A 24,263-nucleotide genomic window follows, 5' to 3' on the forward strand; every position below is an offset into this window, starting at 1 on the left:
GGAAATGTTTCTCGCCAAAGTGATTGGCTCGCTGGTATCGACGCAGAAGGTAGATACCCTGCGTGGCCACAAGCTGCTGATGGTCGAGCCGTATCGCCTCGATTCCACGAATCGTACCGATCTGGTTAGCGCCGGTCGTACGTTCGTTGCTGTCGATACCTTGGGAGTTGGCCAAGGCGACATGGTACTCATTACCCAGGGTTCCAGTGCTCGCTTGACGCCCGAAACCAAGAACTTGCCGATCGACACCGTCGTGATTGGTATCGTCGACCGCGTGGTTGTCGAGCAGAACACGGTCTTCGACCAGCAATAAACATCTCCCCCGCCTCCGACCCCAAAGCTCTCCCTATCATGATGCAGATCGACGAACAAACGCTTCGCAATGTGGTTGCGCAAGTGCTCGCCGAAGTCGGCAATCTGCCGGCGGCCACGAGCACGAATGGCTACTTCGGCCGTCACGGTGTGTTTACCTGTGTCGACGAAGCGGTAGCCGCTGCAAACGAAGCGTTCGACCAACTTAGCCGCCGGACGATTGAAGATCGCAAGCGAATTATCGATCATATTCGCCGCATTTCGATTGATCAGTGCGTCGAACTCGGCACCATGGAGATGAACGAAACGGGTGTCGGGCGGCTGGAACACAAAATCGAAAAACTCAAGACGCTCGGCGAACGCACGCCTGGCGTCGAGTTCCTGAAGTCCGAAGTCTTCAGCGGCGACCACGGCCTGGCGGTGATCGAACGGGCGCCGTTCGGTGTGATCGGTGCCATCACGCCGGTCACTCACTCGCTGCCGACCATCACCGGCAACGCAGTGAGCATGATCGCTGGCGGCAACACCCTGGTGGTCAACCCGCATCCAAGCGGTAAGAAGGTGGCCGCCGAAGGGGTACGTCGCTTCAATCAAGCAATTGCTGCCGACCTGGGCATCGACAACCTGATTTGCGTGATTGCCGAGCCGACGCTTGAGTCGGCCGACGCCATCTTCCACCACCGCGACATCGCCTGCATTTGTGTCACGGGTGGCCCCGCGGTCGCCCGCGCGGCACTCAATAGCGGCAAGCGAGCGGTCGTCGCTGGTCCAGGCAACCCACCAGTGGTGGTCGATGCCACGGCCGACTTCGATCGGGCTGCTCGCTCGATCATCCAAGGGGCGGCTTACGACAACAATCTGCTGTGCATTGCCGAGAAGGAAGTGTTCTGCACCGAAGCGGCTTTCGATCCGATGATGGACGCCATGGAGCGGGCTGGTGCGGTGCGACTGACGGCCATGGAAATCGAGCGACTTACCGCCGCGGCGATCACCACGGTCGGCGAGGGCGCGCATCGACACGACGTTCCGGCGAAGGAGTTCATCGGCCAGGATGCGGCCGTGCTGGCTCGCGCCGCAGGACGCGAAGTGCCCGCGGATACCGAATTGCTGTTTGGCGAGACCGACGAAACCAACCCGTTTGTGCCAGTCGAGCAGATGATGCCCTTCGTGCCGTTCGTGCGTTGCCGCGATATTGAAGAGTGCATCGCCAAGGCCAAGTTCTACGAGCACGGCTTCCGTCATACGGCCATCATCCACACGAACAATGTTCGCCACATGACGATGATGGGTCGTGCGATGGACACGACTCTGTTCGTGAAAAACGGCCCCTCCACCGCGTCGCTCGGCCTGGGTGGCGAAGGGTACCTTTCGTTCTCCATTGCCACCCCGACTGGCGAGGGAGTGACCACGCCGATCACGTTTACCCGCGAGCGACGTTGCTCGCTGATCGACGACCTGCACATCCTTGGTCGTTGATAGGAAACAAGTCCCATGCTCAAAGCCACGGTTGTTGGATCCGCGACCTCTACGGTTAAGCACCCTTCGCTCGAAGGCGTGCGGATGCTCGTGGTGCAACCGTACGCCCCCGATGGCACGTCGCCCGACGGCCACCCGTTGCTGGCGATCGACACCGGCTACGGCGCCGGCCATGGCGACCAAGTGGTGATCACCAGCGATGGTCGCTACTCGCGAGAGAACTTGCATAACGATAACACCCCAGTCCGCTGGACCGTCATTGGAATTTGCGATTAAGTGACACTCACTCAAGAACAACTCGAATGGATTGTGAGCGAAGTCGTCCGGCGACTTCGTGCGGCCGGCTATGGCGACAACGCTTCGCCTGCCGCGGCTTCTGCGACGACCACCCTGGCGATCACCGATCGGCTTGTGACCTTGGCCACCTTGGAAGGCAAGCTACAAGGAGTCGCGGCGGTGCAGGTCGGTTACAAGGCGATCGTCACCCCTGCGGTGGTCGACCATTTGAAGGAAAAACAAATCACCTTAGTGCGGCAATAAACCGCGCGTCCCCCTCCATCCCACACACTGCCATGCGTATTGCCAAAGTCATCGGAAACGTCGTGCTCAGTCGCAGCCACCCGGATCTCGCGGGCGGATCGCTGCGTTTGGCGATTCCCATGACGCTCGACGAACTTCGCACCAACGCGGAGCCAGCCGGCGAGGAACTGGTGGTGTGGGACTACCACGGGGCGGGCCTCGGTTCGTTGATCGCCTTGAGCGAAAGTGGCGAAGCGGCCCAACCGTTCCGCCCCCAGACGAAACCTGTTGATGCTTACAACTCGGCGATTCTCGACACGTTGCGGTTCGATCGTTAACCGCTCCGCTGCGACGACGCTCGCCGACTAACCAAGACACTTCATACATCTCACAATCACCCTCCCGACTTTGAGGCCTATCATGATGAATATCCACCGGATGAAGCAGGAAATCTGCGAAATCGGCGATCGCATCTACAAGAAGGGATTCGCGGCTGCCAATGATGGCAACATTACCTACCGCGTTAGCGAAAACGAGGTGCTTTGCACGCCGACGATGCACTCGAAGGGTTTCCTGAAGCCCGACGACATCTGCCTGATCGATATGCAAGGCAACCAGCTTTCGGGCAACAAGAAGCGTTCGAGCGAAGCCTTGCTGCACATCGAAATCATGAAGGCCCGGCCCGACGTCAAAAGTGTGGTGCACTGCCACCCGCCACACGCAACCGCTTTTGCGGTAGCTCGCGAGCCGATTCCGCAGTGCATTCTGCCTGAGGTCGAAGTGTTCCTGGGCGACGTGCCGATCACCAAGTACGAAACCCCTGGCGGCCAGGCATTTGCCGAGACCATTCTGCCGTTCGTGAAAAACACGAACGTCATTCTGCTCGCCAACCATGGCACGGTCAGCTACGGCGAAAACGTCGAGCGGGCGTACTGGTGGACTGAGATTCTCGACGCTTACTGCCGCATCCTGATTCTCGCCAAGCAGGTGGGCAACGTGTCGTACCTGAATCAAGAGAAGTCGCAGGAACTGCTCGACCTGAAGCAGAAGTGGGGTTTTGACGACCCACGGTTGCACAAGGAGTTCGAGAATTGCGACATCTGCGCGAACGACATCTTCCGCGAGAGCTGGCACGATGCAGGAGTGGAGCGCCGCGGTTTCCCCGCTCCCCCCCCGATGCCCGCCAGCAAGCCCGCGCCGGCAACGCCAGCCCCCGCACCGGCACCAGCTAGCCCAGCCGCTGCCGATCAGGAAGCCATGGTGCAACTGATTACCCAGCGAGTGATGGAAGCCTTGGCAAAGTAGCTCGCGACCGAGCGACGCTTTGCGGTTTTCGTTCATCGTTTCCTCACGCGAATCATGACATTCAACAACGGATCTTGGAGATGAAAGTAAGCATTATTGGCGGTGGTGGACTCGTTGGTTCGTGTGCTGCCTTTGCGCTGCAAACCGGCGGCATCGTTCGCGAGATCAGCTTGCTCGATGTCAACGTCGAGCTGGCTGCTGGTCAGGCGCTCGACCTGCTTCATGGCGGGCCGAGCGTGGCCGATCAGGTGATTAACTCCGGCAGCTACGAGCACATACCCACCAGCGATGTGATTTGCATCACCGCGGGTCTGCGTCGTAAGCCGGACGAAAGCCGGCTCGATCTGATCAATCGCAATGTCGATTTGTTCATGACGATCCTCGAAGGGGTAAAACAAGCCGGGCCGAAGCCCGACGCGATTGTGGTGGTGGTTTCGAACCCGGTCGACGTGCTCACCTACTTGGCGGCCGATCGACTCGGTTTGCCGGCCACGCAAGTGATTGGCCTCGGCACACAGCTCGATACCATTCGCTTTCGCAGCCTGATCGCTCAGGAGCTGAAGGCTCCCCCGACTCAGGTGAAGTCGCTCATTCTCGGCGAGCATGGCGACAGCATGGTGCCGATCTGGTCGAGTGCTACCATCGCCGGGTTGCCGATCGACAAGTACCCTGGCTGGAACGCCAACCTGGCGAACCAGTTGTTCACTCGCACCAAAGGAAGCGGTGCTGAGGTGATTCGCGGCAAAGGTGGTGCTGGGTTTGCAGTCGGCATTGCGATTCAAGACGTGATCGAGGCCATCGCGCTCGACAGTCGTCAGGTGCTGCCGGTTTCGAGCGTGCAAAACGGATGCTACAACATTCGTAACGTTGCGTTGTCGGTGCCGACCGTGGTTGGTCGCAAGGGTGTGATCGATCGGCTTGAGGTCGAACTTTGGCCGAAGGAAATGCAAGGCCTCCGCAACAGCGGCAACGTGCTACGACAAACCGTCGAGACGGTGCTCGCCCGAGTTGGTCGCGGCTAACATCTGTCAGCCAAATTAGCAGCACCTCCACTGGACACGAAAGCCGTATGACGCTCCGACACTCACTCCACTTGCCGGCGCGGACAGTGCTTGGTGCTTGCTTTGCGATGAGATGTTTGCTCGTGGTCGCTCTCCTTTGTGGGGTGATGGTTTCAGCGGTAGCCGAAGAGCCCCGCCCTACCCTGGCCGAAGCGACCGGGCGGGCGTTGGACCTCGGCACGACTGGTTGGAAGCTCTTCATCCCCGACACCTACGTGGCGCGGGACGATGCGAAATACGACCTGCTGATTCACTTCCATGGGCATCCACCGGTGGTGTGGAACAACGCGCTCGAGGCGAAGCTCAACGCGGTGATCGTCACCGTGAATTACAACGGGTTGTCGCGGGCGTATTCCACTCCTTTTTCCGATCCAAAGCTGTTCGGCAAACTGCTCGACGACATTCATAACGAACTTCGCAAGCAACCGGAGTTCGGCGAAAAGGCAACTCTCGATCAACTGGCGATCTCCTCCTTTAGTGCTGGCTACGGGGCGGTGCGTGAGCTGCTGAAGCAGCCGGAGTATTTTGAGCAGATCGATGCGATTCTCGCGGCCGATTCGCTTTACGCTTCCACGGTCGACGATGGAACGCCTGACGATTCGCAGCTAATTGATTACAAACGCTTTGCCGAACTGGCGGTCGAAAAGCAAAAAACCTTCTTGTTTACTCACTCCGAGGTGCCGACTCCGACGTACGAGAGCACCGTCGAGACGGGCGACGAACTGCTCGCGCACCTTGAACTCACGGCCGAACCTTCCGACGCAACCGGCCTGGGGACCATCGAGTTTTATCGCCAGGCGAAGCGCGGGCAGTTCGAACTGCTCGGCGCCCGCGGCGACGATGGCGACGCCCACATGGAGCACCTGCGGTACATCGGCGAGTTCTTCGCCCGCTTGCCGCTTGCGAAATTGCCGGAGTAGCAATGCTTCGCACAACCAGCCCGGGGACGCCCCCGGGCTAGTCGACGTCGCGCTGTGGGTGGCGATTACTTTTGTTTCACGCCGGCCTCGATTCGTTCGCCGATGGCGGAGTCGATGTGCTTCCAGTACTCAAACGCTCGGCTGAGCACCGGCTCGCCGACGCCCTCGTTCAGGTGCCCAACGACGTTCGACACCAAACGGTCCCGCGCGGCGTCGTCCATCACTTCGCGAACGAGCGTGCCGGCCTGCCCCCAGTCGTCGTCCTCGGCCCGCTTGGTATAAGCGGCCCGCACGAACTCGCCGTCGGCCGCCCACACTGCGTTCTCGGGGTATCGCTCGCCATCGGCGGCCGGTCCCCCCTTGGAGTTCGGCGCGTACACCGGGTCGGTCGCCGGCTCCACCCGCATCGCCCCATCCTTGCTGTAGCTATGCACCGGGCAGCGCGGCTTGTTGACCGGAATCTGCTTGTAATTCACGCCGAGTCGGGCGCGGTGGGCATCCGCGTACGAGAAGATCCGCCCGAGCAACATCTTGTCGGGGCTCGGGCCGATGCCAGGCACGAAGTTGTTCACCTCGAACGCGGCCTGCTCAATCTGCGTGTGGAAGTCGACCGGGTTCTGGTTGAGCACCAGCTTACCGACCTCTTGCAGCGGGTAATCGGCATGCGGCCAGACCTTCGTGAGATCGAACGGGTTAAAGCGATAGGTCTTCGCCTCTTCGAACGGCATGATCTGCACGTTCAGCGTCCACGAAGGGTAATCCCCCTGCTTGATCGCGTTGAACAGATCCCGGCGGTGATAGTCGGAATCTTGCCCGGCCATATCGACCGCTTCGTCCTGCGTGAAGAACTCGATGCCCTGGTCGGTCTTGAAGTGGTACTTCACCCAGAACCGCTCGCCGGCGGAGTTCACCCACATGTACGTGTGGCTCGAGTAGCCATTCATATGCCGCCAGGTCTTGGGGATGCCACGATCCCCCATCAGCCAGGCGACCTGATGGGCCGACTCGGGCGACAGGGTCCAGAAGTCCCATTGCATGTCGTGATCGCGGAGCCCGCTGTCTTGCCGGCGCTTTTGCGAGCGGATGAAGTGCTGGAACTTCAGCGGATCGCGAATAAAGAACACCGGCGTATTGTTGCCGACCATATCGTAGTTGCCCTCGCTCGTATAGAACTTCAGGGCGAAGCCACGTGGGTCGCGCCAGGTGTCGGGGCTGCCGCGCTCGCCGGCAACAGTCGAGAAGCGGATGAGCACGTCGGTCTTCGTGCTCGGCTGAAACACCGCTGCCTTCGTAAACTCGCTCACGTCGCTGGTTACCTCAAAATAACCAAACGCGCCGGAACCTTTCGCGTGCGGCTGACGCTCGGGAATCCGTTCGCGATTGAAGTTGGCCATCTGCTCGATCAAATAGCTGTCGTGCAGCAGGATCGGTCCGTCCGGCCCGACGGTCAGCGAATGCTCGTCGCTCATCACCGGGCAGCCGGAATCGGTCGTGGTTGGTTTTGTTTTTTCGGTACTCATTTCCTTTTCACCTTCCTGAAACATCGAGACCATCGGTGTCGCTGACCGCGCACGCACCAGGTTGCCAGTCGGGCAACCAGCCAAATGCGGGGTCGGACGACAGGACCACGCGGAAGACTCTCGATGCGAGTCCTCCAGGCGTTGTCGCTTTCACGAGTGCTAATAAAAGCAAGTGCGATGCCAATGCCTAACGAAGCACGCGCCATCGCACGCGGGCTGCGGCCAGATGACCGTCGCTCGTCGACAGTTGCCAGAAGTATCGTGGTTCGACCAGGCTGCCTCGTCGATTGGCACTCGTCGTTTTGCCCCCACTTTGCCGGAAAATCGATTGGTGGGGGCAATTCTTACGGCACCCTCATTTGCGCTAAGTACCATGCTCGCAACACCTTGCACGATGCTGGTTCGACGTAAGTTGCATTTCGAAAAGCCCCCTGGGGGCATTTGATCAGACGGCTCACAACAAAATCTCCTTTACTGGAAACACCACCTATTCACTAGTACACTACCCTACCACATAGGGTGGCCAATTACGAGCAAAATCCGAGCAAGCAGGCGGGGTTCATCGAAGCCGGCAAAGTGCTGCGTTTTGAGATGCAGCCATAAAAAAAGCCCCGGTACGAATACCGGGGCTTTCTGTTTTCGATTCGCTGCAGCTTGTCGCTTGCAGCCTAACGCTAAAGGCTTGTGGCCAAGAGCTATTTCGCGTCCCACCACCAGGTGTTGCTGTTGGCAACGCGATCTTGTTGGCCAGCGACTTCGTCGATCGTGGCGACGGTTTCGTCTTCGGCCAGGATCTCGGCGGGGATGATTTGCACACCACCCGACGCGCTGATGATCCACTGGCGGCCAGCCTTGATGAACGAGGTTTGCGTGGCCACGCGCTTGGGAGCGTTGAACTCGGCCAGTTCGTACTTCTCGTTGATCCAAGGCATATCGAGGCCAACTTGCTCGGCCATGCCTTCGCGAACGATCAGCGTGGCCACCACGGCCAGGTCCATCGCGTTCCGCAGGTGACCGAACGACGAGTCCTGGTCGGCGAGTATTTCGAACTTGTCGGTGAAGGTGTCGGCCCACTTCTTGGCAGGACCGCCGGCTGCAACGGTTTGGGTCTTTTCGCCTTGAGCATTCACGTAGTCTTGCTCGGTCAGGCACTTGATGCCTTGGCCACGGATTTCCCAGGCCAGCCCGGCTTCGTCGCGAAGCACCGGTTGGTAGTTGGGAGCCAGCCACCAGCGGGGCAGCATGTTCTGCGAAACGCGACCGCGGCCTTTGCCGAGCAGCTGCAGGTAGCTCGGCATGTTATTCACCGGCGAGGGCTCGAAGCCCATGGCGAGACGCTTCATGCGGAAGTCGGCGGCCACCATCGTACGGGCGAAGTGCGAGGTTTGGGGAACGCCGGTAACCGAGATGGTTTGATAACCCATGGCCTCGGCAATGGCGTTGGCAGCCCGCTCGGGGCCAGCGTTCGCGTTGAGGCTTCCCACCATCTTCTGCACGTTGGCCAATCCCTCGGGAGTGGGATCGATCGAGCAGCTCATGCCCTGACCTGGGTTGGCCAGTGCCGAACGCATGGCGACCATGAAGTCGTCGAGGGCGACCACGGGACGGCCGGAGTTCTGACCAACCACGTTGCCCAGCTCATCGATGCGCCAACCTTCGGCAGGTCCGGCGAGCACCACGTCTTTCAGCTCGGGGTAGACCAACACGTACTGCACGCGTTGCAGGCCGCCCAGCAGCATCACTTCGTCGGGCACTGGCAGGCCGGCTTCCTTCTTCTCGGCGATGATCGCTTCGACCTGACGCAGCGAGATGAATCGCAGCGGGCTGGCTTCGGCAATGTCGGTCGGCACCTGGTCGAGTCCGGTCTCGCGAACAGCGGCCAGACGCTCGGGGTCGCCAACCGTGGGGTTCGAAACTACACCCTCGGCATCGATCGACACGCCACCCACTGCATTTTGACGGACGAAGCCGCCGGCAAAGGCTGGCTGGCAAGTTAGCAGCAGCAAGGAAGCCAACGTACTGGCAAAGCTGATGCGGAGCACTAAGGACATGTTTACTCTCCCGTTTGTCGCGAATCTGGCGGAATGGTTAGACCGGTCTCCCGACCAACCTGAATGGGCCTATATTGGCCAACTGGCAGGCAGCAAAGCTTGCATCAGTTGAAGTAAGCAGAATAAAGGGCTCGGGCGGTTCCGGCTATATCAAAATACTTGCTAAGTCGTGCTCTCGCAATCGGTTTCGCCTATTCAGAGGCTGTGAATGGTGTCGATCGATATGTCCTGCAAGCGATCCGGCATGCGGTAACTACCGATCTCGAGCGTCCGAAGGCTCGTAGAAGCAGTAAAAACTCCCTAAGTTACGGCCAGTTAGGCATTTCCGGCTTCATTTACACTTGATGATCTAGGTATAGTAGGAATAGGCTGTATTAGGTGAAAACCTAGCGGGGGAAGGCTGTTTGCCACAGCCCAGTCCGGCTGACCATCCCGCCCTGGCATATGGATTCAATGATTATTCGATGACCGCGTACTTGGTTATTCGCGAAGGCTCCAAATGGACCGATGTTTTTCGCCTTGTTGAGGGGGAATCGGTAACGATTGGCCGGGCGCCAACGAATGCCATCGTGGTGAAGGACGAGCGTTGCAGCCGAAATCACGCGGAAATCTTCCAAATTCAGCAGCAGTGGACCCTGCGCGACCTCGATAGCCGCAACGGCACCCAGGTCGATGGCGACGTAATCTCTGCGGATTACCCCCTGGAACCGGGCGACATCATCCGCATCGGCAACTCGCACCTGGCGTTTGTCGACAACCTGTCGCACGCGTTTCCCGACCCCACGAGCGTGCTGCGGACATCGCGGCCAGTCGACGAGAGCCGCAGCGCGTTGTCGGACGATGATGACGACGAAAGCGTGTTCGAGCCGGTCGAACCGACCCAAATCACCCACCGCCGCGACCAGAGCCGGTTTCTCGAGGCCTCGAGCCACGACGACCAACCCGCGACCCCTAAAGTGGGCCGAGCCGCGACCAAGCTCTGCCGACTGGCATTCGAGCTGGCCAAAACCACCGACGTGGTGTCGCTGGCCAACTCGGCCATGGCCGCGCTGTTTGAGAGCACCCAGATCGACGCCGGCGGCCTGCTGCTGCGGGGACGCGACAACGAAGGGGGCCGCACGCTCGAAACGCTCGAAGTGATCGCCTCGCGTAGCGAGTCGGCCCACCGGTATCACCGAGTCAGCCAGTTCCTGGCCTCGACCGTGATGCGCGACGGTCAGGGCGTGCTCGCTCGCAACGTGATGGACGACAGCCAACTCGGCGCCCGCGACTCGAGCGGCGACATCCTGGCGACCAGCGTGATCTGCGCCCCGATCCGGCAAGATGGCAACGTGCTGGGCATCCTGCACTTGTATTCCACGGATGCCGCGCGTCCGCTCGATCCCGATGACTTGGAGTTTTCGCTGGCCGTGGCCGACACGGTATCGATGACCCTGCAGAACCTCGATCGCCGGCAAGAGCTGGCCGAGAACCTGAATTGGGTCCGCGACGAGAACGTTCAGCTCCGCGAACAACTCGGCGTGCAGAGCGAAATCGTCGGCGGCAGCGAAGCGATGCACCGCGTCGCCCAGCAGATTGCGCGAGCGGCTCCCAGCCGTTCGACAGTGCTGATCCGCGGCGAGAGCGGCGTAGGCAAAGAACTGGTCGCCCGAGCGGTGCACTACTCAAGCCCGCGGAAAAAAGGGCCGTTCGTCTGCTTGAACTGCGCGGCGCTCTCCGAAACGCTGCTCGAAAGCGAACTGTTCGGCCACGAGAAGGGAGCCTTTACCGGTGCGACGCACCGCAAGCTGGGCAAGTTCGAATCGGCCAACAAAGGGACGCTCATGCTCGACGAAATCGGCGAGATGAGCCCCACAATCCAAGCCAAGTTCCTGCGTGTGCTCGAAGGGCATCCGTTCGAACGCGTCGGCGGCAGCGAAGCCATTAAGGCCGACGTTCGTGTGATTGCCGCAACGAACCGAGACCTCGAAAAAGAGGTGATGGAGGGACGTTTCCGCCGCGACTTGTACTTCCGCCTGCACGTGCTCGAGATCATCGTGCCCGCGCTCCGCAAGCGGCCCGAGGACATCCCCGAGCTAGCGCGGTACTTCCTGCATCGCTACAACGACGAAACCGGCCGCCGGATCCGCGATTTCACCCCACGGGCGCTTGAGGAACTGCAACATTACCGCTGGCCGGGTAACGTGCGGGAGATGAAAAACGTGATCGAGCGAGCCGTGGTGCTCGCCCGCGGCGAGTTCATCGACCACGACGACCTGATTCTCTCGACGCTCAAAACCGCAGGCGACACCGAGACCGGTGGAAGCTCGGCGAACTTGCCAAGCGACGGTTTCGTGCCTTGCTCGCTGGCCGAAATGGAGCAGCAGCACATCCTGGCAACACTCGAATCAACCGGCTGGAACAAGAGCAAAGCCGCTTCGATCCTAGGCATCGAACGCTCGACGCTCGACCGCAAAATCCAACGCTACGAACTAAACGCCCACCGCGAAGCGGCCAAGCGTTAACCGGGTGGCTAAAGCTGTTCGGGCAGAAGCGTCAGTGGGCTACCATCTGCTTTCTGTAGCAGTTGAAAGTGCCGACGATCGACCGTGAACACGGTATCCATTGATTCCCGATTGGCCAAATGCAGCAGGCAGACATCCGCCAGATCAAGCTGCTGGTCGTGGTACTTGGCAAAAATCGAGCTGATTTCGGGGAGATCTGCTTCGGTTAGCGGAAGCAAGCTGAAGTCGCCTGAGATGATCGCTCGAAACAGGTCTTGTTGTTGGCTGCGCTGTTTCCTCAGCATGTACATCGCTTCGGTTACAACTGGCCAGCAAGTGTAGGCTTTCCCAAACGGTAAGGCATCGAACACATCGTAGCAGACTTGATGCGCTGGATCTCCGGAATTGTAAAGTGCGAGAATAGGACCTGTGTCCACAAGTACCGGCTTACTCAGCTTCATGGCTACCGAAGCCTTCCATGTACTTTGGATTCGTCGACCAATCGGGAGGGGCGTCGGTAATCGAGCCGATCATCCCGCGTTCCTTAAAGCCGTCTAAGACTGATCTTTTAGGTTGTTCGTCTGTTTGCGCAGCATGGCTTGGCTTGGCAGTCATGATACTACTGACAAGCTCGGCGCGCTCCGCTTCGGTCAGTTCTTCAACCTTGGCGAGAATCTCTTGTACTTTGCTGGACATGGCAATTCCTCCTTACGATCTATGCTACGCAAATCGGAATACCGAGGCCACCGCAGTTACCAAGTTGCCCCGCGGGGCGACTATTCGTCGGCTGCCCGCATCCAGGTGGCGATCGTCGGGGTGTGGTCCACCAGCTCTTCAGGGGTGAAGTAGAGGGCGATTTCCCGCTCGGCCGCTTCGGGACCATCGGAGCCGTGCACCAGGTTCATCTGGCGGCTGCTGCTGAAATCGCCGCGGATGGTGCCTGGGGCGGCCTTCAACCCGCTGGTCGCACCCAGCATGTCGCGGACCACGGTGATGGCTTCCAGACCTTCCAGCACCGCGGCCACGATCGGGCCACCGGTGATGAACGACTCGAGCGTCGGGTACCAGGCCTTCTCTACGTGCTCTGCGTAGTGCTGCTTGGCCAGCTCAGGCGTGACCTGCATCAGCTTCATGCCGACGAACGAGAGTCCCTTGTCCTCGAACCGCGAGATGATGCGGCCCATCAAACGGCGTTGGACAGAGTCGGGCTTAAGCAGAATAAGCGTGCGTTGCATAGGGAAGTTCTCGCCTGCAGGGTGGATAGTGTAAGTTGGTTGGGACTCGGATTTTAGGTCACCCCGCGCGAGTGTTCAACGGGGAGCCACCCAGGGAAGTCCGAATGGCGAAGGACGAAACGACAAGCTAGGAAAGGTTCAAATGCCCCTATTCGGTGCCCACATGTCGATTGCCGGCGGCTATTACAAAGCCGTTGAGGCGGCCAGCCGGGCTGGTTGCGAGTGCGTTCAGCTGTTTACCAAGAATAACAACCAATGGCGGGCCAAGGAACTTACCGACGCCGAGGCCGAGCGGTTTAAGGCGACCCTCGCCGAGCTTGGCATCACGAATCCGATCGCCCACGACTCGTACCTGATTAACCTCGGCAGCCCCGACGACGAGCTGTGGAAGAAGTCGATCGACGCACTGGTGGTCGAACTCCAGCGGGCCGACAAGCTCGGCATCCCCTACGTGGTCGCCCACCCGGGAGCGTTCACCACCAGCACCGAAGCCGAAGGCATCCGCCGCATCGCCAATGGACTGAACGAAGTCCACAAGCAGACCAAAGGCATCGGCTCGCAGGTGCTGCTCGAAACCACCGCTGGGCAGGGGTCGAATCTCGGTTGGCGGTTCGAGCACCTCTCGGGCATCATCGAAAAGACTCGCGATCCCGACCGTCTGGGGGTCTGCTTCGACACGTGCCATGTGTTCGCGGCCGGCTACGCGATGGAGACCAAGAAGGAATACCTGGCGACCATTCGCGAACTCGACAAGACCGTCGGCTACAAGATGGTCAAGGCGTTCCACCTGAACGACAGCCTGAAACCACTTGGCTCGCGAGTAGACCGCCACGCTCACATCGGCGAAGGCGAGATGGGCCTCGAGCCGTTCCGTCATCTGCTAAACGACCGCCGGTTCAAGAAAGTACCGATGTACCTCGAAACCCCGAAAGGCACGAGCGACCTGGGCGAGGATTTCGATGTGGTGAATCTACGCACGCTACGCGGCTTGATCGAGAAGTAATAAGAGGACATACCCAGAGCAATCGTCTTAGTATCGGGGGGAGCGACACATGCGTCTCAAAGCAATTGTGGAAGATAGCGACACATCGGCTGGTTGGTGGTTTGATCTAACCGTGCAGGTGTTGATTATTGTTTCGCTATTTTCGTTCTCTATCGAAACGCTTCCCGACTTACCACCACATGTCCACCGAGTGCTCCGCATCATTGAGAGCGTAACCGTCTGCATTTTTTCGCTGGAGTACCTGACCAGAGTTTGGGTAGCGGATAACAAGCTAAAGTACATGTTTAGCTTTTTTGGCATAATCGACTTTGCGTCTATAGTACCCTTCTACCTGCCTGGAGGAGTGGATCTGCGGTCGTTGCGAGTGTTGAGATTGCTGCGAGCGTTCCGGTTGTTCAAGCTGTTGCGATACAACCAGGCGATGAAGCGATTTAGCATCGCGATTGGATTGATTCGAGAAGAACTCATTTTGTTTTCGATCGTCACTTCGATGATGTTCTATATCTCCGCAGTAGGCATTTACTATTTTGAAAACACCGCTCAGCCGGAAGTGTTCGACTCGATTTTCACCAGTCTTTGGTGGGCGATCGTCACTTTAACCACGGTCGGCTATGGTGACATTTACCCCATTACTCTCGGCGGCCGCATCTTTACCTTCTTCGTGTTGATGGGAGGGTTGGGAGTGGTCGCCGTACCGGCGGGTTTGTTTTCTTCCGCTTTGAGCGAAGCCCGCCGATTGTCGAACTCAGACAAAACCAATGCAGTCACCAGCGAAACCACAACTTGACTTCACAGGCATCACCATTGCCCTGGTAACGCTTGCCGCGCTCGTGGGGTGCTGGCTGGCGGCTTGGCAACTAGGTGTGCTACTCGCTTCGGGCGTGATGATTGCCATCGTCATCTGGCAGGCGTGCGATCCCTTTGCCGAAGCCGCGCAGTGGATCGGCACCGCGCTCCGCATCCCGGGCTCGGTTCGAGGGGCAACGCTCGACGCGATTGCCAGCAGCATGCCCGAGTTGTTTAGCGGCATCTTCTTCGTCGTGGTCGCAGTGTCGTCGGTCGACGCTGGCGAGGCAGCCGCGGTGGGGGCCGAAGGCTATGGCTCGACCATTGCCACCTGTGCGGGTAGCGCAGTCTACAACATGATTCTCATCCCAGCAGCGGTAGGACTGGTGGTTTCGTTCCGGCGCAAGTCGCAACCGTACGTCGAGGTCGGCAACGAAGTGCTCGCTCGCGACGGCATTTGGTTTCTCGTTTGCGAAATGCTGCTCATTTTGTTCTTGTACGAACCGCAAATGAGCTGGTGGCACGCTTTGATCTTCCTCGGCTTGTACTTGGTGTACGTCGCCCAGTTGGCCCGCGACACCTGGAGGCATCGGCAAAACCTCGATGCTGCAGAGCTGGCGGAAGAACTGGCCGAAGAGCAGGAAGAAACGCCTCAGTTGGCTAGCTGCTTGTTTGGTGCGGTGCAACTACGGATGAATCACGTTACCGCCTGGGCGATTGTCGCAGTGGCTACCATGGTTGCGGCCATCGCTTGCTATTTTCTCGTCGACCTCACCAGGGCCACGGCCGAGCACCTGCAGGTGCCTACCTTCTTTGTCGCGGTCATCCTGGCGGCCGCCGTGTCGAGCGTGCCCGATACGTTTCTCTCGATCGGCGCAGCGATGCGGGGCGACGACTCAGGCGCGATCTCCAACGCGTTTGGCTCCAACATCTTCGACATCTGCGTCTGCCTGTCGATTCCGCTGCTCGTGAACTCGTACCTGGTTGGCTGGCAACCGGTGCTGCTCTCGCCCGATGGCGAACCAATACCCGGCCTGGTCGGCCTGCGACTGCTGTTATGGGTGCTTACCGCGGTCACCCTGCTGGTGCTGTGGTATCGCAGGCAACTGGGACGAGGAAAAGCACTACTGCTACTGCTGCTCTACCTAATCTTCGTCGGCTACGCAGTGGTCGGCTCGCTCTGGCACTAAGAGCTTCGGACTCTTGAACGCTATGGTTCGGGAATTTCGCGGCCGTGGGGATCTTCGGCCCCCTCGGGTAATCGTTCGGCGAGTTGCTCGCGGATTTCGTCGTCGATAAAGTGCTCCATCCGGTGGGCTGGTTCATGCACATGATCGAGCGGCAAGTTCAGCTCTTCCACGAGATAGGTTTCCCACAAGCGATGCGTCCGCACCATGGTGGCCGCCTGCCCGCGTCCCAATTCGGTCAAAGCGATTCCCTCGGGACCATCGGTCATCTCTCCACCAGATAGCAGCGATTGAAGGGCGCGACGGGCGACCAGTCCTCCGCCGACCGCTTCCACGGCGCTTTCCCGTTTCAAGTGCCGAGTGTTGTCGAGTTCCTCCACGCGATAGACCATGGCCAGCAGGTCTTCGCGGACGATGCGACTGGCGGTTTGATAATGGAACCACGCCCGCGACAGCACACCATTGGTCGGCGAGAACACCATGGCCATCGCGTAGAACAGCCCCGCGTACACGGCCATCGTTCCCGGCGGCGACACATCGAAGTAGACCGCGGTCACCGATCCGCAAACCGCGACCGCGGCGCCGAGCAGGCACGAGAGCCACACCATATGGCTCAGTCGTTCGACGCATAGCTGGGCGGTCGCTGGGGGAATAATGAGCATCGCAATCACAAGAATCGATCCCACCACCTGGAACGAAGCGACCGCGGTCAGAGCGACCAGCGTCATCAGCGTGTAGTGCACCACGGGAGCCGAGATGCCCATCGCGGTCGCCAGCGACGCGTCGAATGTGGTCAGTTTGAGTTCTTTCCACAAGAGACCAATCACGCCGACACTCACCACCAGCACCGGCACCGCAATCAGCAACTGCCGCGGCAACTGCAGGCCGCCGATTTCGATGGTCTCCAGCACCTTGAGCAACGATCCCTCGTACACACACGCGGCATCCAGATGAACGTGCGAAGCGAATAGCTTGAGAAACACGACCCCGAGGGCGAAGAGAGAGGTAAACACCACCCCCATCGCCGCATCAGTAGTCAAACGCCCGTAGTTGTGCAGCGTTTGCGTAAGGTAGGTGGTCGCCATGCCGGCCACGACCGCACCGATAAACATCGGCCCAATCCCCAGGCTACCGGAGAAGAGGAAAGCAATCACGAGCCCCGGCAACACCGCGTGCGACAAGGCGTCGCCCATCATGCTCATGCGGCGGAGCACCAAAAACGAACCGACCAGCGCGCACGAGACGTTCACTACCACGGCAACCGTCATCAAGCGGAGCACCATCGGAAACGTGTCGGGCGCGAACGGATTGATCAAGGCGAGAGTTTCCACGGTTATTGGTTCCCCCCTCGCGAACGCAGCACATGCGGCGAACGCGGCACCTCGCCTGGCAAATCGGAAGGCAAACGTCCCTCAGCACGCAGTTTTTGTTCCAGCTCCTCAATCACTTCCGGCGGCAACAGATGTTCCATGTCGTCGGCGTAATGATCCACCCGCTCCGGCGATCGGTCCCAGTCGCCCACCATGTAGAGTTCCCACAACCGATGCGCCCGCACCAGTTCGGCGGCCTTGCTGTACCCATCGGGCGTTAAGCGAATACGATCGTTATCGCGCTCGATCAAATCGGCCCGATCGGCATCGCGCACCTTGGCATGCACGGTGTGGTCGGTCCAGCCGCCGTAGTTGGTGAGCTTGTCGAGTTCAATCCACGGCCGCGCGTCTTCCGGCCGAGGCGAAAGTTCGTACATCGCTCGTAACAGGTGGTCGCGAGCGATCATGCGTTGCATCCTGCGGCGGCCACGCCAGCGGGCAACGATGCCTTGCTCGGGGGCGGCCAGCATCGAGAATATCAGCAGCGCCGAACCGGCCAGTACGATCAGCGGGCCGGGAGGAAGATGGACCATGCCGCCGATTTCTAGCCAGTGGATGCCCAGGGCTTTGAACACGCCCGGCGCAGCCAACAGGCATCCTAGCGCCCCCGCGAGGGCTCCGAACAACGACGCGATGGCCAACATCGGCGTCAAGCGATTGGTCCAGAATCTGGCCGAAGCGGCCGGCGTAATCAGCATGGCCGCCATGAGAATCACCCCACAGATCGGCAGTCCGATGACGGTCACCACCGCAATGGCCGCCATGATCGCCAGATCCAATGCATAGGTGGGCCATCCTTGTGCGGCAGCGAATCCGGTATCGAACGACGACACCTTCAGCTCTTTGTAGAGCGCGATCACGAACACCAGGAGCAGCCCGCCAGTCGCCGCAATGATGGTGACGTCGCGCGAACGCAAGCTGGCGATTTCTCCAAACAGGTACGAATCGAGCCCCGCTTTATCTCCCTCGGGAGTCGCCTGGATGATGGTCATCAGCAGCACGCCGGCCCCGAAAAACGCACTCAGCACGATGCCGAGCGCTGCGTCGGGGGCGGTGCGGGTCCACCGAGCAATGCCCGCAACGCAGGCCACGCCGAGCAGACCAGTGGCCAAGGCACCTAGTGAAAGCGGAAGCAACTCGCGGGTTTGCCAAATGATGAACACCAATCCGATGCCCGGCAGCGAAGCATGGGCCAACATGTCGCCCACCAGCGCCCGGCGACGCAACACGGCAAACGTACCGACAAAGCCCGAAGCGGCCCCCAGCAACGAGGCCCCAAGCATCACTTTGTAGACAATCGAATCGAACACGGCAGAAACTAGGGTTGGAGGAACTCGAACACCGTTTGTCAGCTGGCCCTTTATTCAGGCGCCTGACGACGGACCGCTTCGGCGGCTTGATCGAGAATCGTTAGTCGTCCGCCGTAAGTCTTGTGCAGGTTTGCATTCGTGAATGTCGTTTCGATCGGACCGCAAGCCAGCAGTCGCAAGTTGAGCAACACCACCCAGTCGAAGTACTCGCGGGTGGTCTGCAGATCGTGATGCACCACAAACACGGTTTTGCCGGCCGAACGCAACTTCTGCAACAACCGCAGAATGGCCGCTTCGGTGGCCGCATCGACGCCGGCAAACGGTTCGTCCATGAAGTACACCTTCGCATCCTGCGCCAGCGCCCGGGCGAGGAACACCCGCTGTTGCTGCCCGCCTGAAAGTTGGCGGATCTGTCGATCGGCAAAGTCCGACAGTTCCACCTGCTCCAAGCACTCGAGGGCCAGTGCTCGCTCCGCCTTGCCGGCGCGGCGAAACCAGCCGAGTCGACCGTAGGTGCCCATCAGCACGACGTCGAGCACCGTGACAGGAAAGTCCCAATCAACGGTCTCGCGCTGGGGAACGTATCCCACCAGGTGTCGCTGCTCCTGGTACGGCTTGCCATAGATTTCGACCTTGCCACTCGCCAGGTTCACCAATCCCAGCACCGACTTGATGAACGTCGACTTGCCCGCCCCATTCGGGCCGACGATGCCCACCAGATTGCCCTCCGGAACCGTGAGATCGATATCCCACAACACCGGCTTGCGTCGATAGGCAACGGTCATGTCGTGCACTTCGAGCGCGATCTTGCTGGCAGGCAACGCAGCGATTGCGTCGCGATTCTCACTCACCATGGCGATTATTCTCTCCCGTCAATCCTGCTATTATCGATTGAACATTCGCCTGAATCATGCCGATGTACTCGTCCGCGCCGGAGCCTTTAGGGCCCATGGCGTCGGAGTAAAGCTCCTTGCCGACGTGCACCTCATGCCCGGCCGAAGCGCACTCTTCGATGAGCTTTTGCACCAACCTGGGCGAGGTACTCGACTCCACGAACACCGCCGGCACTTCGCGGTCCACGAGTAATCGTCGCACTTCGTCGAGGTGAGCGAAGTCGGCCTGATCGTCGGTACTGATGCCTTTGAGCCCGATGGTCTCGATGTCGTACGCTTTGCTGAAGTAGCCAAACGCATCGTGGGCGGTCACAAGCACCCGCTTCGAATCGGGAATCGCCAGTAGCTGATCTCGCACCAGTTGATCGACAATACGCAGCTGTCCGACGTACTCGTCCGCATTCGCCTGGTAGATCTCCGCCCGCGCGGGATCGAACTCTGCAAGTTTCTCGGCCGCGTAGGCGACGCAATCCGCCCACAAACTCACGTCGTGCCAGACGTGGGGGTCGTGCATCCCTTCGAACTCCGGCGGCGAAAGCAAACGCGGGTCGTGAGTGCTGACCAGGCGGTCGGTCACCGCGATCACCGGTTTGCGTTCGGAGAGTTGTTTGAGCGTTTCGACGATCCGCCCTTCCAGGTGCAGCCCGCTGTAGAAGACGATGTCGGCCTGCTCAAGCTTCAACACGTGCGACGGCCGTGGGCGGAACAGGTGAGGGTCGACCCCCGGGCCCATCAGCTCCGAGACCTCAGCCGCTGGACCGGCGATATGACGCACCGCGTCGGCCACCTGGCTGGTTGTGCATAGCACCCTGAGGGGACGTTCGCCGGTGAAGGTCGGTGGCTGGCTCGCCGCTTGGCTCGCGGGGCCGTCGCAACCCGACGCAGCCAGCACGATCACGGCCAGCATGGCCATGAACAGCGGCAGAGCATATTTGGACGGGTCAAAACCCATGGGCCTAACTTGTTTAATCGCTTGCGCTTGGCGAGTTTTTGATATATCAAAATCTATACGCGGGTCGCCATTCAAGTCAACGGAGAACTTCCCAAGCAACGGATTGCCACAAGGCTCGCGGCCAACCGCATGCCGGCATCCGATGCACACTCGTTAAAACCTCACAAATCCCGCGGTTTGAGCTGATTTCCGTGCCAGCGAAAAGTTTGACCTTGGTCCCGCTCAACGCTAAATTGCAGAGGCCACAGCGTACGAGTGCGTCGGCAACGAGAGCGAAGGACAGGTTCGCGTACCTCTCCACCCCAGTTGCGCGGCACGCCGTGCAGGAGTTAGGTCGCATGTTGCCTTCGCTGCTTTCTCCCCTCGGATCCCTGTGGCCGTTTTCCTTTGGAACGGCCTGGCGAACATCGAATATGAGCGTTACCTATATCAAGCGGCACCGCATGGAAGTCGATCTGCGTCGACGCCCGCCCCTCGCACCGCGACTGCCCAAAGACTACCGCTTGGTCCCCTGGTGCCCTGCCCTGTTGGAAGACCACGCCGAGGCAAAGTATCTGAGTTTCCACTGCGAAATGGATGCTGAGCTGTTTCCCTGTTTGGGGAATCCCGAGGGATGCCGGAAGCTGATGCAAGACATTAGCGCGGGCCGCGGATTCATTGCCGAGGCGACTTGGCTAATCGCCAGTTACGATCAACGTGGTGGCTGGGAGCCTTGCGCAACGATTCAAGGATCGCGGTACGATGCCACATATGGGGCAATTCAGAACGTCGGCGTCGTGCCCCAACATCGCCATCGCGGCCTGGGTGCCGCGCTCGTGAGCGCCGCACTGCTGGGCTTTCAGCAAGTTGGCCTGCCGCAGGTGTATCTGGAAGTCACTTCGCAGAACGTCGGCGCGGCTCGCTTATACCAGCGACTCGGATTTAAGCGGACGAAGACCATCTACAAGACCGTGGAAATGGCCCTCAGCTAGCAACGCCCTCGCCTGGGTGGCACTTGCCCTCTGCCCGGCGATGGACCACATTAGTGCGTGCCGCACAGGCGTGCTTGCAACTCTGGCGGTGACATCTCCGAGCAACTCTCACAAGAGCCGCGATAGCCATCGGAACAGGCTGCCGCAACTTGGCGATTGTGTTCCTCCTATGTCTCCCAACCTTGGTTTGCCGGTGCCTGCCGAATACATCTATCAACTCGATAACGGTCTTGTACTCATTGGCGAACCGAAGCCATCGTTTCAATCAGCAGCCTTTTCGCTGCTTCTGCCCGCGGGCTGTCGTCACGACGATCGCCAGCAAGCAGGCTTGGCCAGCCTGACCTGCGAGATGATGCTACGCGGCGCAGGCGACCGCGACAGCCGCGCGTTGATTAACGATCTTGAGAACCTCGGTGTCGAACGCCACGAGTCGGTGGGAGTGTCGCAGGCCAGCTTCAGCGCTGCAACCACCAGCGAAAGCCTGCTGGCGGCCCTGGGAATCTACGCCGACGTGGTTCGCCGACCTCATATGCCTGCCGACCAACTGGAAGCAGGTCGAGCGGTTTGCATCCAAGAAATCCGTAGCGTTGAGGACGAGCCCGGCCAGAAACTCATGTCCGAGCTGCGTCGCCGCCATTACGCGGACCCTTGGGGACGCCCCAGCCACGGCGAGTTAGAATCGCTCAACTCGCTGACGATCGATGACGTGAATCAGTTTTACGCAAAGCAGTATGGCCCTCGCGATGCCATCCTCGGCGTCGCCGGCAACTTTGATTGGCAGCAAGTTTCCGACTCGGTCGACGAGCTGTTTGGCGACTGGCAACCACAGCCAGCCGAAACACCAATCACCGAAGTGCCTGGTCCCACAACGACTTACTTGCCTTACGAGTCGAATCAATCGCACATCGGACTTGCCTTTCCGTCGATCCCATACCGTCACCCGCAATACTTCGAGGCCTGGTCGGCCGTCGGCGTGCTGTCGGGCGGCATGAGCTCGCGACTCTTTAGCGAAGTGCGTGAGAAGCGCGGCCTCTGCTATACCGTCTATGCTTCGCTCAACACTCAGCGTGACCGGGCGGCCGTGTACTGCTACGCAGGCACCACCGCCGAACGCGCGCAGGAAACGCTCGACGTGACCCACGCCGAACTCGTCCGCCTGGGCGAAGGGGTGCTGGTCGAAGAACTCGACCGTCTGAAGGCTCGCATCAAGAGCAGCTTGATCATGCAGCAGGAGTCGACCTCGTCGCGGGCGGGCTCGCTGGCTCGCGACTGGTATCACTTGCAGCGAGTGCGACCGTTGTCGGAAGTCTCGGCCAAGGTCGATGCACTGACTGCCGAGAGCATCAACGCGTTCCTCGCCGAGAACCCTCCCCTTACGTTTACCGCCTTGACCTTGGGTCCCCAGCCGTTGGAGCTACCTGATGGAGTTTCGTAGTCACCGACTTGAGAATGGCCTGGAGATCGTGGCCGAGTGCAATCCCGAAGCCCTCTCGATGGGGCTGGGGTTCTTTGTGCGCACAGGATCGCGCGACGAAACCAGCGAGCTGGCTGGCATCAGCCACTTTCTCGAGCACATGGTCTTCAAAGGCACTCCGCGACGCAGTGCCGACGATGTGAATCGCGAGTTCGACGAAATCGGCGCCCACTACAACGCGTTCACCAGCGAAGAGAGCACGGTTTATTACGCCTCGGTGCTGCCCGAGTGCCAGTCGGCTGCGCTCGACATTCTGGCCGACATCATGCGGCCAAGTCTTCGCGAGAGCGACTTCGAGATGGAAAAGAAGGTGATTGTCGAGGAGATTCAAATGTATCTCGACCAACCACCCTACGGCATGGACGATCGCATCAAACAACTCTGCTTCGGTGATCATCCGATTGCCAATAGCGTGATCGGTAGCGAGCAAAGTGTCACCGCACTGACCCCCGAGCAGATGCTGCTTTACCATCGCGATCGCTACTCTGCCGACAATCTGTTTATCGCCGCGGCAGGCAAAGTCGACTTCGACGCACTGGTTGCACAGGTCGAAGAGCTTTGCGGTGCCTGGGAATCAAGCGGCGCCGAGCGAGTGGTGCCGCCCGCGCGGTTGCACCCGCTTAGCGAGTGCAAAGTGAACTCCACCTGCACGCAAGAGTACGTACTACAACTGAGAAACGGTCCCGCGGCAGGTGACCACGATCGCTTTGCTGCCAAGTTGCTGACAACCGTCATCGGAGATGATTCCGGCAGTCGCATGTACTGGGATCTGGTCGATCCCGGCCTGGTCGAGAGCGCTAGCCTGGGACATTACGAGTACCAGGGCGTTGGCATGTTCTACACTTGGTTGGCCTGCGAACCCGAAGACACGGCCGACAACCTGGCGCGTCTGCAAGCGATTTACGAGAAGGTTGAACGCGAAGGGCTGGAAGCAGAAGAACTGCAGCAAGCCAAGAACAAGGTGAAGGCTCGGGTGGTACTGGGCAACGAACGCCCTCGCAGCCGACTGTTCAGCGTCGGCGGCAACTGGCTGCAACGACGCGAGTATCGCTCGATCACCGACGATCTCCAAGCGGTCGATGCGGTCACGCTCGACGACCTGCTAGCCGTACTGGCCAAGTATCCGCTGTCGCAACATTCCACGGCCGCGGTGGGACCATTGAGTTCAATTGCTGGACTCTAAGCGATCCGCTGCAAGAATCCAGTCGCTCCATTACAGCTGTCGGTTGCGTGCGCGGTCGTGCACTCAGGTACGCATTTGCACTCGGTGAGCTGTTTGTCGAGTCCGAAACTCGGACACCCGCTATTCCACGAATCGGCACAACAACTGCCGAGTTTCTTACAACCAGGCTCATCTTGCCGGATAGCGAACTTGTGAGCGTTCGCGCCCGCGATTAACCTCAACGAATCACCCTTTCCTTCTCCCCGAGTGCTC

Annotated in this window: 24 protein-coding genes; 15 read left to right on the plus strand and 9 right to left on the minus strand. The window is 59.7% G+C overall.

What is annotated here, in order from left to right; genetic code table 11:
* Window positions 1-4 precede the first annotated feature (4 nt).
* From Pan181_RS14320 to Pan181_RS14355, 8 genes are all read left to right on the plus strand, one after another.
* On the plus strand, window positions 5-313 hold the full coding sequence (locus Pan181_RS14320) for a EutN/CcmL family microcompartment protein (protein ID WP_145247504.1): 309 nt from the start codon (window positions 5-7) through the stop codon (window positions 311-313).
* 41 nt (window positions 314-354) lie between these two features.
* Entirely contained in the window at window positions 355-1,788 is a 1,434-nt protein-coding gene (locus Pan181_RS14325; RefSeq protein ID WP_145252227.1) for an aldehyde dehydrogenase family protein, read from the plus strand.
* A gap of 15 nt (window positions 1,789-1,803) precedes the next feature.
* Window positions 1,804-2,064, plus strand: a complete 261-nt coding sequence (locus Pan181_RS14330; protein ID WP_145247506.1) for a EutN/CcmL family microcompartment protein — start codon at window positions 1,804-1,806, stop codon at window positions 2,062-2,064.
* Window positions 2,065-2,328, plus strand: a complete 264-nt coding sequence (locus Pan181_RS14335) for a hypothetical protein (protein ID WP_145247507.1) — start codon at window positions 2,065-2,067, stop codon at window positions 2,326-2,328.
* A gap of 32 nt (window positions 2,329-2,360) precedes the next feature.
* Complete coding sequence (locus Pan181_RS14340; RefSeq protein WP_145247509.1) at window positions 2,361-2,645, plus strand: EutN/CcmL family microcompartment protein; 285 nt, start codon at window positions 2,361-2,363, stop codon at window positions 2,643-2,645.
* 82 nt (window positions 2,646-2,727) lie between these two features.
* Window positions 2,728-3,612 (plus strand): class II aldolase/adducin family protein, encoded by an 885-nt coding sequence (locus Pan181_RS14345; protein WP_145247511.1) that lies wholly within the window; start codon window positions 2,728-2,730, stop codon window positions 3,610-3,612.
* Between the two features lie 80 nt (window positions 3,613-3,692).
* The gene (locus Pan181_RS14350) at window positions 3,693-4,634 is read left to right on the plus strand and encodes a lactate/malate dehydrogenase family protein (protein WP_145247513.1); all 942 of its coding nucleotides are present in this window, start codon (window positions 3,693-3,695) and stop codon (window positions 4,632-4,634) included.
* A gap of 107 nt (window positions 4,635-4,741) precedes the next feature.
* Complete coding sequence (locus tag Pan181_RS14355; RefSeq protein WP_145247515.1) at window positions 4,742-5,593, plus strand: hypothetical protein; 852 nt, start codon at window positions 4,742-4,744, stop codon at window positions 5,591-5,593.
* A 65-nt stretch (window positions 5,594-5,658) separates the two neighbouring features.
* Here Pan181_RS14355 and Pan181_RS14360 read toward each other — a convergent pair whose 3' ends face one another.
* Window positions 5,659-7,113, minus strand: coding sequence for a catalase (locus tag Pan181_RS14360; RefSeq protein WP_145247517.1), 1,455 nt, complete (start codon window positions 7,111-7,113; stop codon window positions 5,659-5,661).
* Between the two features lie 695 nt (window positions 7,114-7,808).
* Window positions 7,809-9,164 (minus strand): DUF1598 domain-containing protein, encoded by a 1,356-nt coding sequence (locus Pan181_RS14365; protein WP_145247519.1) that lies wholly within the window; start codon window positions 9,162-9,164, stop codon window positions 7,809-7,811.
* A 464-nt stretch (window positions 9,165-9,628) separates the two neighbouring features.
* Here Pan181_RS14365 and Pan181_RS14370 point away from each other — a divergent pair, with 464 nt between their 5' ends.
* Complete coding sequence (locus tag Pan181_RS14370) at window positions 9,629-11,668, plus strand: sigma 54-interacting transcriptional regulator (RefSeq protein WP_145252229.1); 2,040 nt, start codon at window positions 9,629-9,631, stop codon at window positions 11,666-11,668.
* An 8-nt stretch (window positions 11,669-11,676) separates the two neighbouring features.
* Here Pan181_RS14370 and Pan181_RS14375 read toward each other — a convergent pair whose 3' ends face one another.
* The 3 genes from Pan181_RS14375 to ndk form a co-directional block, all read right to left on the minus strand.
* Window positions 11,677-12,108 (minus strand): type II toxin-antitoxin system VapC family toxin, encoded by a 432-nt coding sequence (locus Pan181_RS14375; protein ID WP_145247521.1) that lies wholly within the window; start codon window positions 12,106-12,108, stop codon window positions 11,677-11,679.
* Window positions 12,095-12,343: a hypothetical protein gene (locus Pan181_RS14380; protein WP_145247523.1), complete on the minus strand. Its 249-nt coding sequence runs from the start codon at window positions 12,341-12,343 to the stop codon at window positions 12,095-12,097. The genes Pan181_RS14375 and Pan181_RS14380 overlap by 14 nt, the downstream gene beginning before the upstream one ends.
* Before the next feature lie 80 nt (window positions 12,344-12,423).
* Window positions 12,424-12,882: a nucleoside-diphosphate kinase gene (gene ndk / locus Pan181_RS14385; protein WP_145247525.1), complete on the minus strand. Its 459-nt coding sequence runs from the start codon at window positions 12,880-12,882 to the stop codon at window positions 12,424-12,426.
* Window positions 12,883-13,024: 142 nt separating this feature from the next.
* Here ndk and Pan181_RS14390 point away from each other — a divergent pair, with 142 nt between their 5' ends.
* From Pan181_RS14390 to Pan181_RS14400, 3 genes are read left to right on the plus strand one after another with little or no spacing between them, the layout of a single operon-like run.
* Entirely contained in the window at window positions 13,025-13,885 is an 861-nt protein-coding gene (locus tag Pan181_RS14390) for a deoxyribonuclease IV (RefSeq protein WP_145247526.1), read from the plus strand.
* A gap of 49 nt (window positions 13,886-13,934) precedes the next feature.
* Window positions 13,935-14,672 (plus strand): ion transporter, encoded by a 738-nt coding sequence (locus Pan181_RS14395; protein ID WP_145247528.1) that lies wholly within the window; start codon window positions 13,935-13,937, stop codon window positions 14,670-14,672.
* A complete protein-coding gene (locus Pan181_RS14400; protein WP_145247530.1) occupies window positions 14,644-15,861 on the plus strand; it encodes a sodium:calcium antiporter in 1,218 nt (405 codons plus the stop codon). The genes Pan181_RS14395 and Pan181_RS14400 overlap by 29 nt, the downstream gene beginning before the upstream one ends.
* 20 nt (window positions 15,862-15,881) lie before the next feature.
* On the opposite strand, the gene Pan181_RS14405 is transcribed toward Pan181_RS14400, so the two are convergent.
* Genes Pan181_RS14405 through Pan181_RS14420 form a run of 4 tightly spaced genes read right to left on the minus strand, consistent with a single transcriptional unit; the run spans window position 15,882 to window position 20,383 of the window.
* The gene (locus Pan181_RS14405) at window positions 15,882-17,189 is read right to left on the minus strand and encodes a metal ABC transporter permease (RefSeq protein ID WP_145247532.1); all 1,308 of its coding nucleotides are present in this window, start codon (window positions 17,187-17,189) and stop codon (window positions 15,882-15,884) included.
* Between the two features lie 2 nt (window positions 17,190-17,191).
* Window positions 17,192-18,538, minus strand: coding sequence for a metal ABC transporter permease (locus Pan181_RS14410; protein WP_145247534.1), 1,347 nt, complete (start codon window positions 18,536-18,538; stop codon window positions 17,192-17,194).
* A 50-nt stretch (window positions 18,539-18,588) separates the two neighbouring features.
* Window positions 18,589-19,392, minus strand: coding sequence for a metal ABC transporter ATP-binding protein (locus Pan181_RS14415; protein ID WP_145247537.1), 804 nt, complete (start codon window positions 19,390-19,392; stop codon window positions 18,589-18,591).
* Window positions 19,382-20,383 carry a metal ABC transporter solute-binding protein, Zn/Mn family gene (locus Pan181_RS14420; protein WP_145247539.1) on the minus strand — a complete coding sequence of 334 codons (1,002 nt, stop codon included), beginning with the start codon at window positions 20,381-20,383 and terminating at the stop codon, window positions 19,382-19,384. The genes Pan181_RS14415 and Pan181_RS14420 overlap by 11 nt, the downstream gene beginning before the upstream one ends.
* A 413-nt stretch (window positions 20,384-20,796) precedes the next feature.
* On the opposite strand from Pan181_RS14420, the gene Pan181_RS14425 reads away from it, so the two are divergent.
* From Pan181_RS14425 to Pan181_RS14435, 3 genes are all read left to right on the plus strand, one after another.
* On the plus strand, window positions 20,797-21,354 hold the full coding sequence (locus tag Pan181_RS14425; RefSeq protein WP_145247541.1) for a GNAT family N-acetyltransferase: 558 nt from the start codon (window positions 20,797-20,799) through the stop codon (window positions 21,352-21,354).
* Between the two features lie 169 nt (window positions 21,355-21,523).
* A complete protein-coding gene (locus Pan181_RS14430; protein ID WP_145247543.1) occupies window positions 21,524-22,789 on the plus strand; it encodes a M16 family metallopeptidase in 1,266 nt (421 codons plus the stop codon).
* Window positions 22,776-24,011 (plus strand): M16 family metallopeptidase, encoded by a 1,236-nt coding sequence (locus Pan181_RS14435; protein WP_145247545.1) that lies wholly within the window; start codon window positions 22,776-22,778, stop codon window positions 24,009-24,011. Before Pan181_RS14430 ends, Pan181_RS14435 begins: the two co-directional genes overlap by 14 nt.
* Window positions 24,012-24,263 lie beyond the last annotated feature (252 nt).

This window comes from Aeoliella mucimassa (assembly GCF_007748035.1).
GTDB classification, from domain to species: Bacteria; Planctomycetota; Planctomycetia; order Pirellulales; family Lacipirellulaceae; genus Aeoliella; species Aeoliella mucimassa.

Coding starts and splice junctions, on each gene's coding strand:
- Pan181_RS14340 (WP_145247509.1), top strand. CDS start 2,361: ATGCGTATTGCCAAAGTCATCGGAAACGTCGTGCTCAGTCGCAGCCAC.
- Pan181_RS14360 (WP_145247517.1), bottom strand. CDS start 7,113: ATGAGTACCGAAAAAACAAAACCAACCACGACCGATTCCGGCTGCCCG.
- Pan181_RS14370 (WP_145252229.1), top strand. CDS start 9,629: ATGACCGCGTACTTGGTTATTCGCGAAGGCTCCAAATGGACCGATGTT.
- Pan181_RS14400 (WP_145247530.1), top strand. CDS start 14,644: ATGCAGTCACCAGCGAAACCACAACTTGACTTCACAGGCATCACCATT.
- Pan181_RS14375 (WP_145247521.1), bottom strand. CDS start 12,108: ATGAAGCTGAGTAAGCCGGTACTTGTGGACACAGGTCCTATTCTCGCA.
- ndk (WP_145247525.1), bottom strand. CDS start 12,882: ATGCAACGCACGCTTATTCTGCTTAAGCCCGACTCTGTCCAACGCCGT.
- Pan181_RS14420 (WP_145247539.1), bottom strand. CDS start 20,383: ATGGGTTTTGACCCGTCCAAATATGCTCTGCCGCTGTTCATGGCCATG.
- Pan181_RS14435 (WP_145247545.1), top strand. CDS start 22,776: ATGGAGTTTCGTAGTCACCGACTTGAGAATGGCCTGGAGATCGTGGCC.
- Pan181_RS14350 (WP_145247513.1), top strand. CDS start 3,693: ATGAAAGTAAGCATTATTGGCGGTGGTGGACTCGTTGGTTCGTGTGCT.
- Pan181_RS14380 (WP_145247523.1), bottom strand. CDS start 12,343: ATGTCCAGCAAAGTACAAGAGATTCTCGCCAAGGTTGAAGAACTGACC.
- Pan181_RS14345 (WP_145247511.1), top strand. CDS start 2,728: ATGATGAATATCCACCGGATGAAGCAGGAAATCTGCGAAATCGGCGAT.
- Pan181_RS14365 (WP_145247519.1), bottom strand. CDS start 9,164: ATGTCCTTAGTGCTCCGCATCAGCTTTGCCAGTACGTTGGCTTCCTTG.
- Pan181_RS14390 (WP_145247526.1), top strand. CDS start 13,025: ATGCCCCTATTCGGTGCCCACATGTCGATTGCCGGCGGCTATTACAAA.
- Pan181_RS14425 (WP_145247541.1), top strand. CDS start 20,797: ATGAGCGTTACCTATATCAAGCGGCACCGCATGGAAGTCGATCTGCGT.
- Pan181_RS14395 (WP_145247528.1), top strand. CDS start 13,935: ATGCGTCTCAAAGCAATTGTGGAAGATAGCGACACATCGGCTGGTTGG.
- Pan181_RS14325 (WP_145252227.1), top strand. CDS start 355: ATGCAGATCGACGAACAAACGCTTCGCAATGTGGTTGCGCAAGTGCTC.
- Pan181_RS14320 (WP_145247504.1), top strand. CDS start 5: ATGTTTCTCGCCAAAGTGATTGGCTCGCTGGTATCGACGCAGAAGGTA.
- Pan181_RS14355 (WP_145247515.1), top strand. CDS start 4,742: ATGAGATGTTTGCTCGTGGTCGCTCTCCTTTGTGGGGTGATGGTTTCA.
- Pan181_RS14430 (WP_145247543.1), top strand. CDS start 21,524: ATGTCTCCCAACCTTGGTTTGCCGGTGCCTGCCGAATACATCTATCAA.
- Pan181_RS14330 (WP_145247506.1), top strand. CDS start 1,804: ATGCTCAAAGCCACGGTTGTTGGATCCGCGACCTCTACGGTTAAGCAC.
- Pan181_RS14415 (WP_145247537.1), bottom strand. CDS start 19,392: ATGGTGAGTGAGAATCGCGACGCAATCGCTGCGTTGCCTGCCAGCAAG.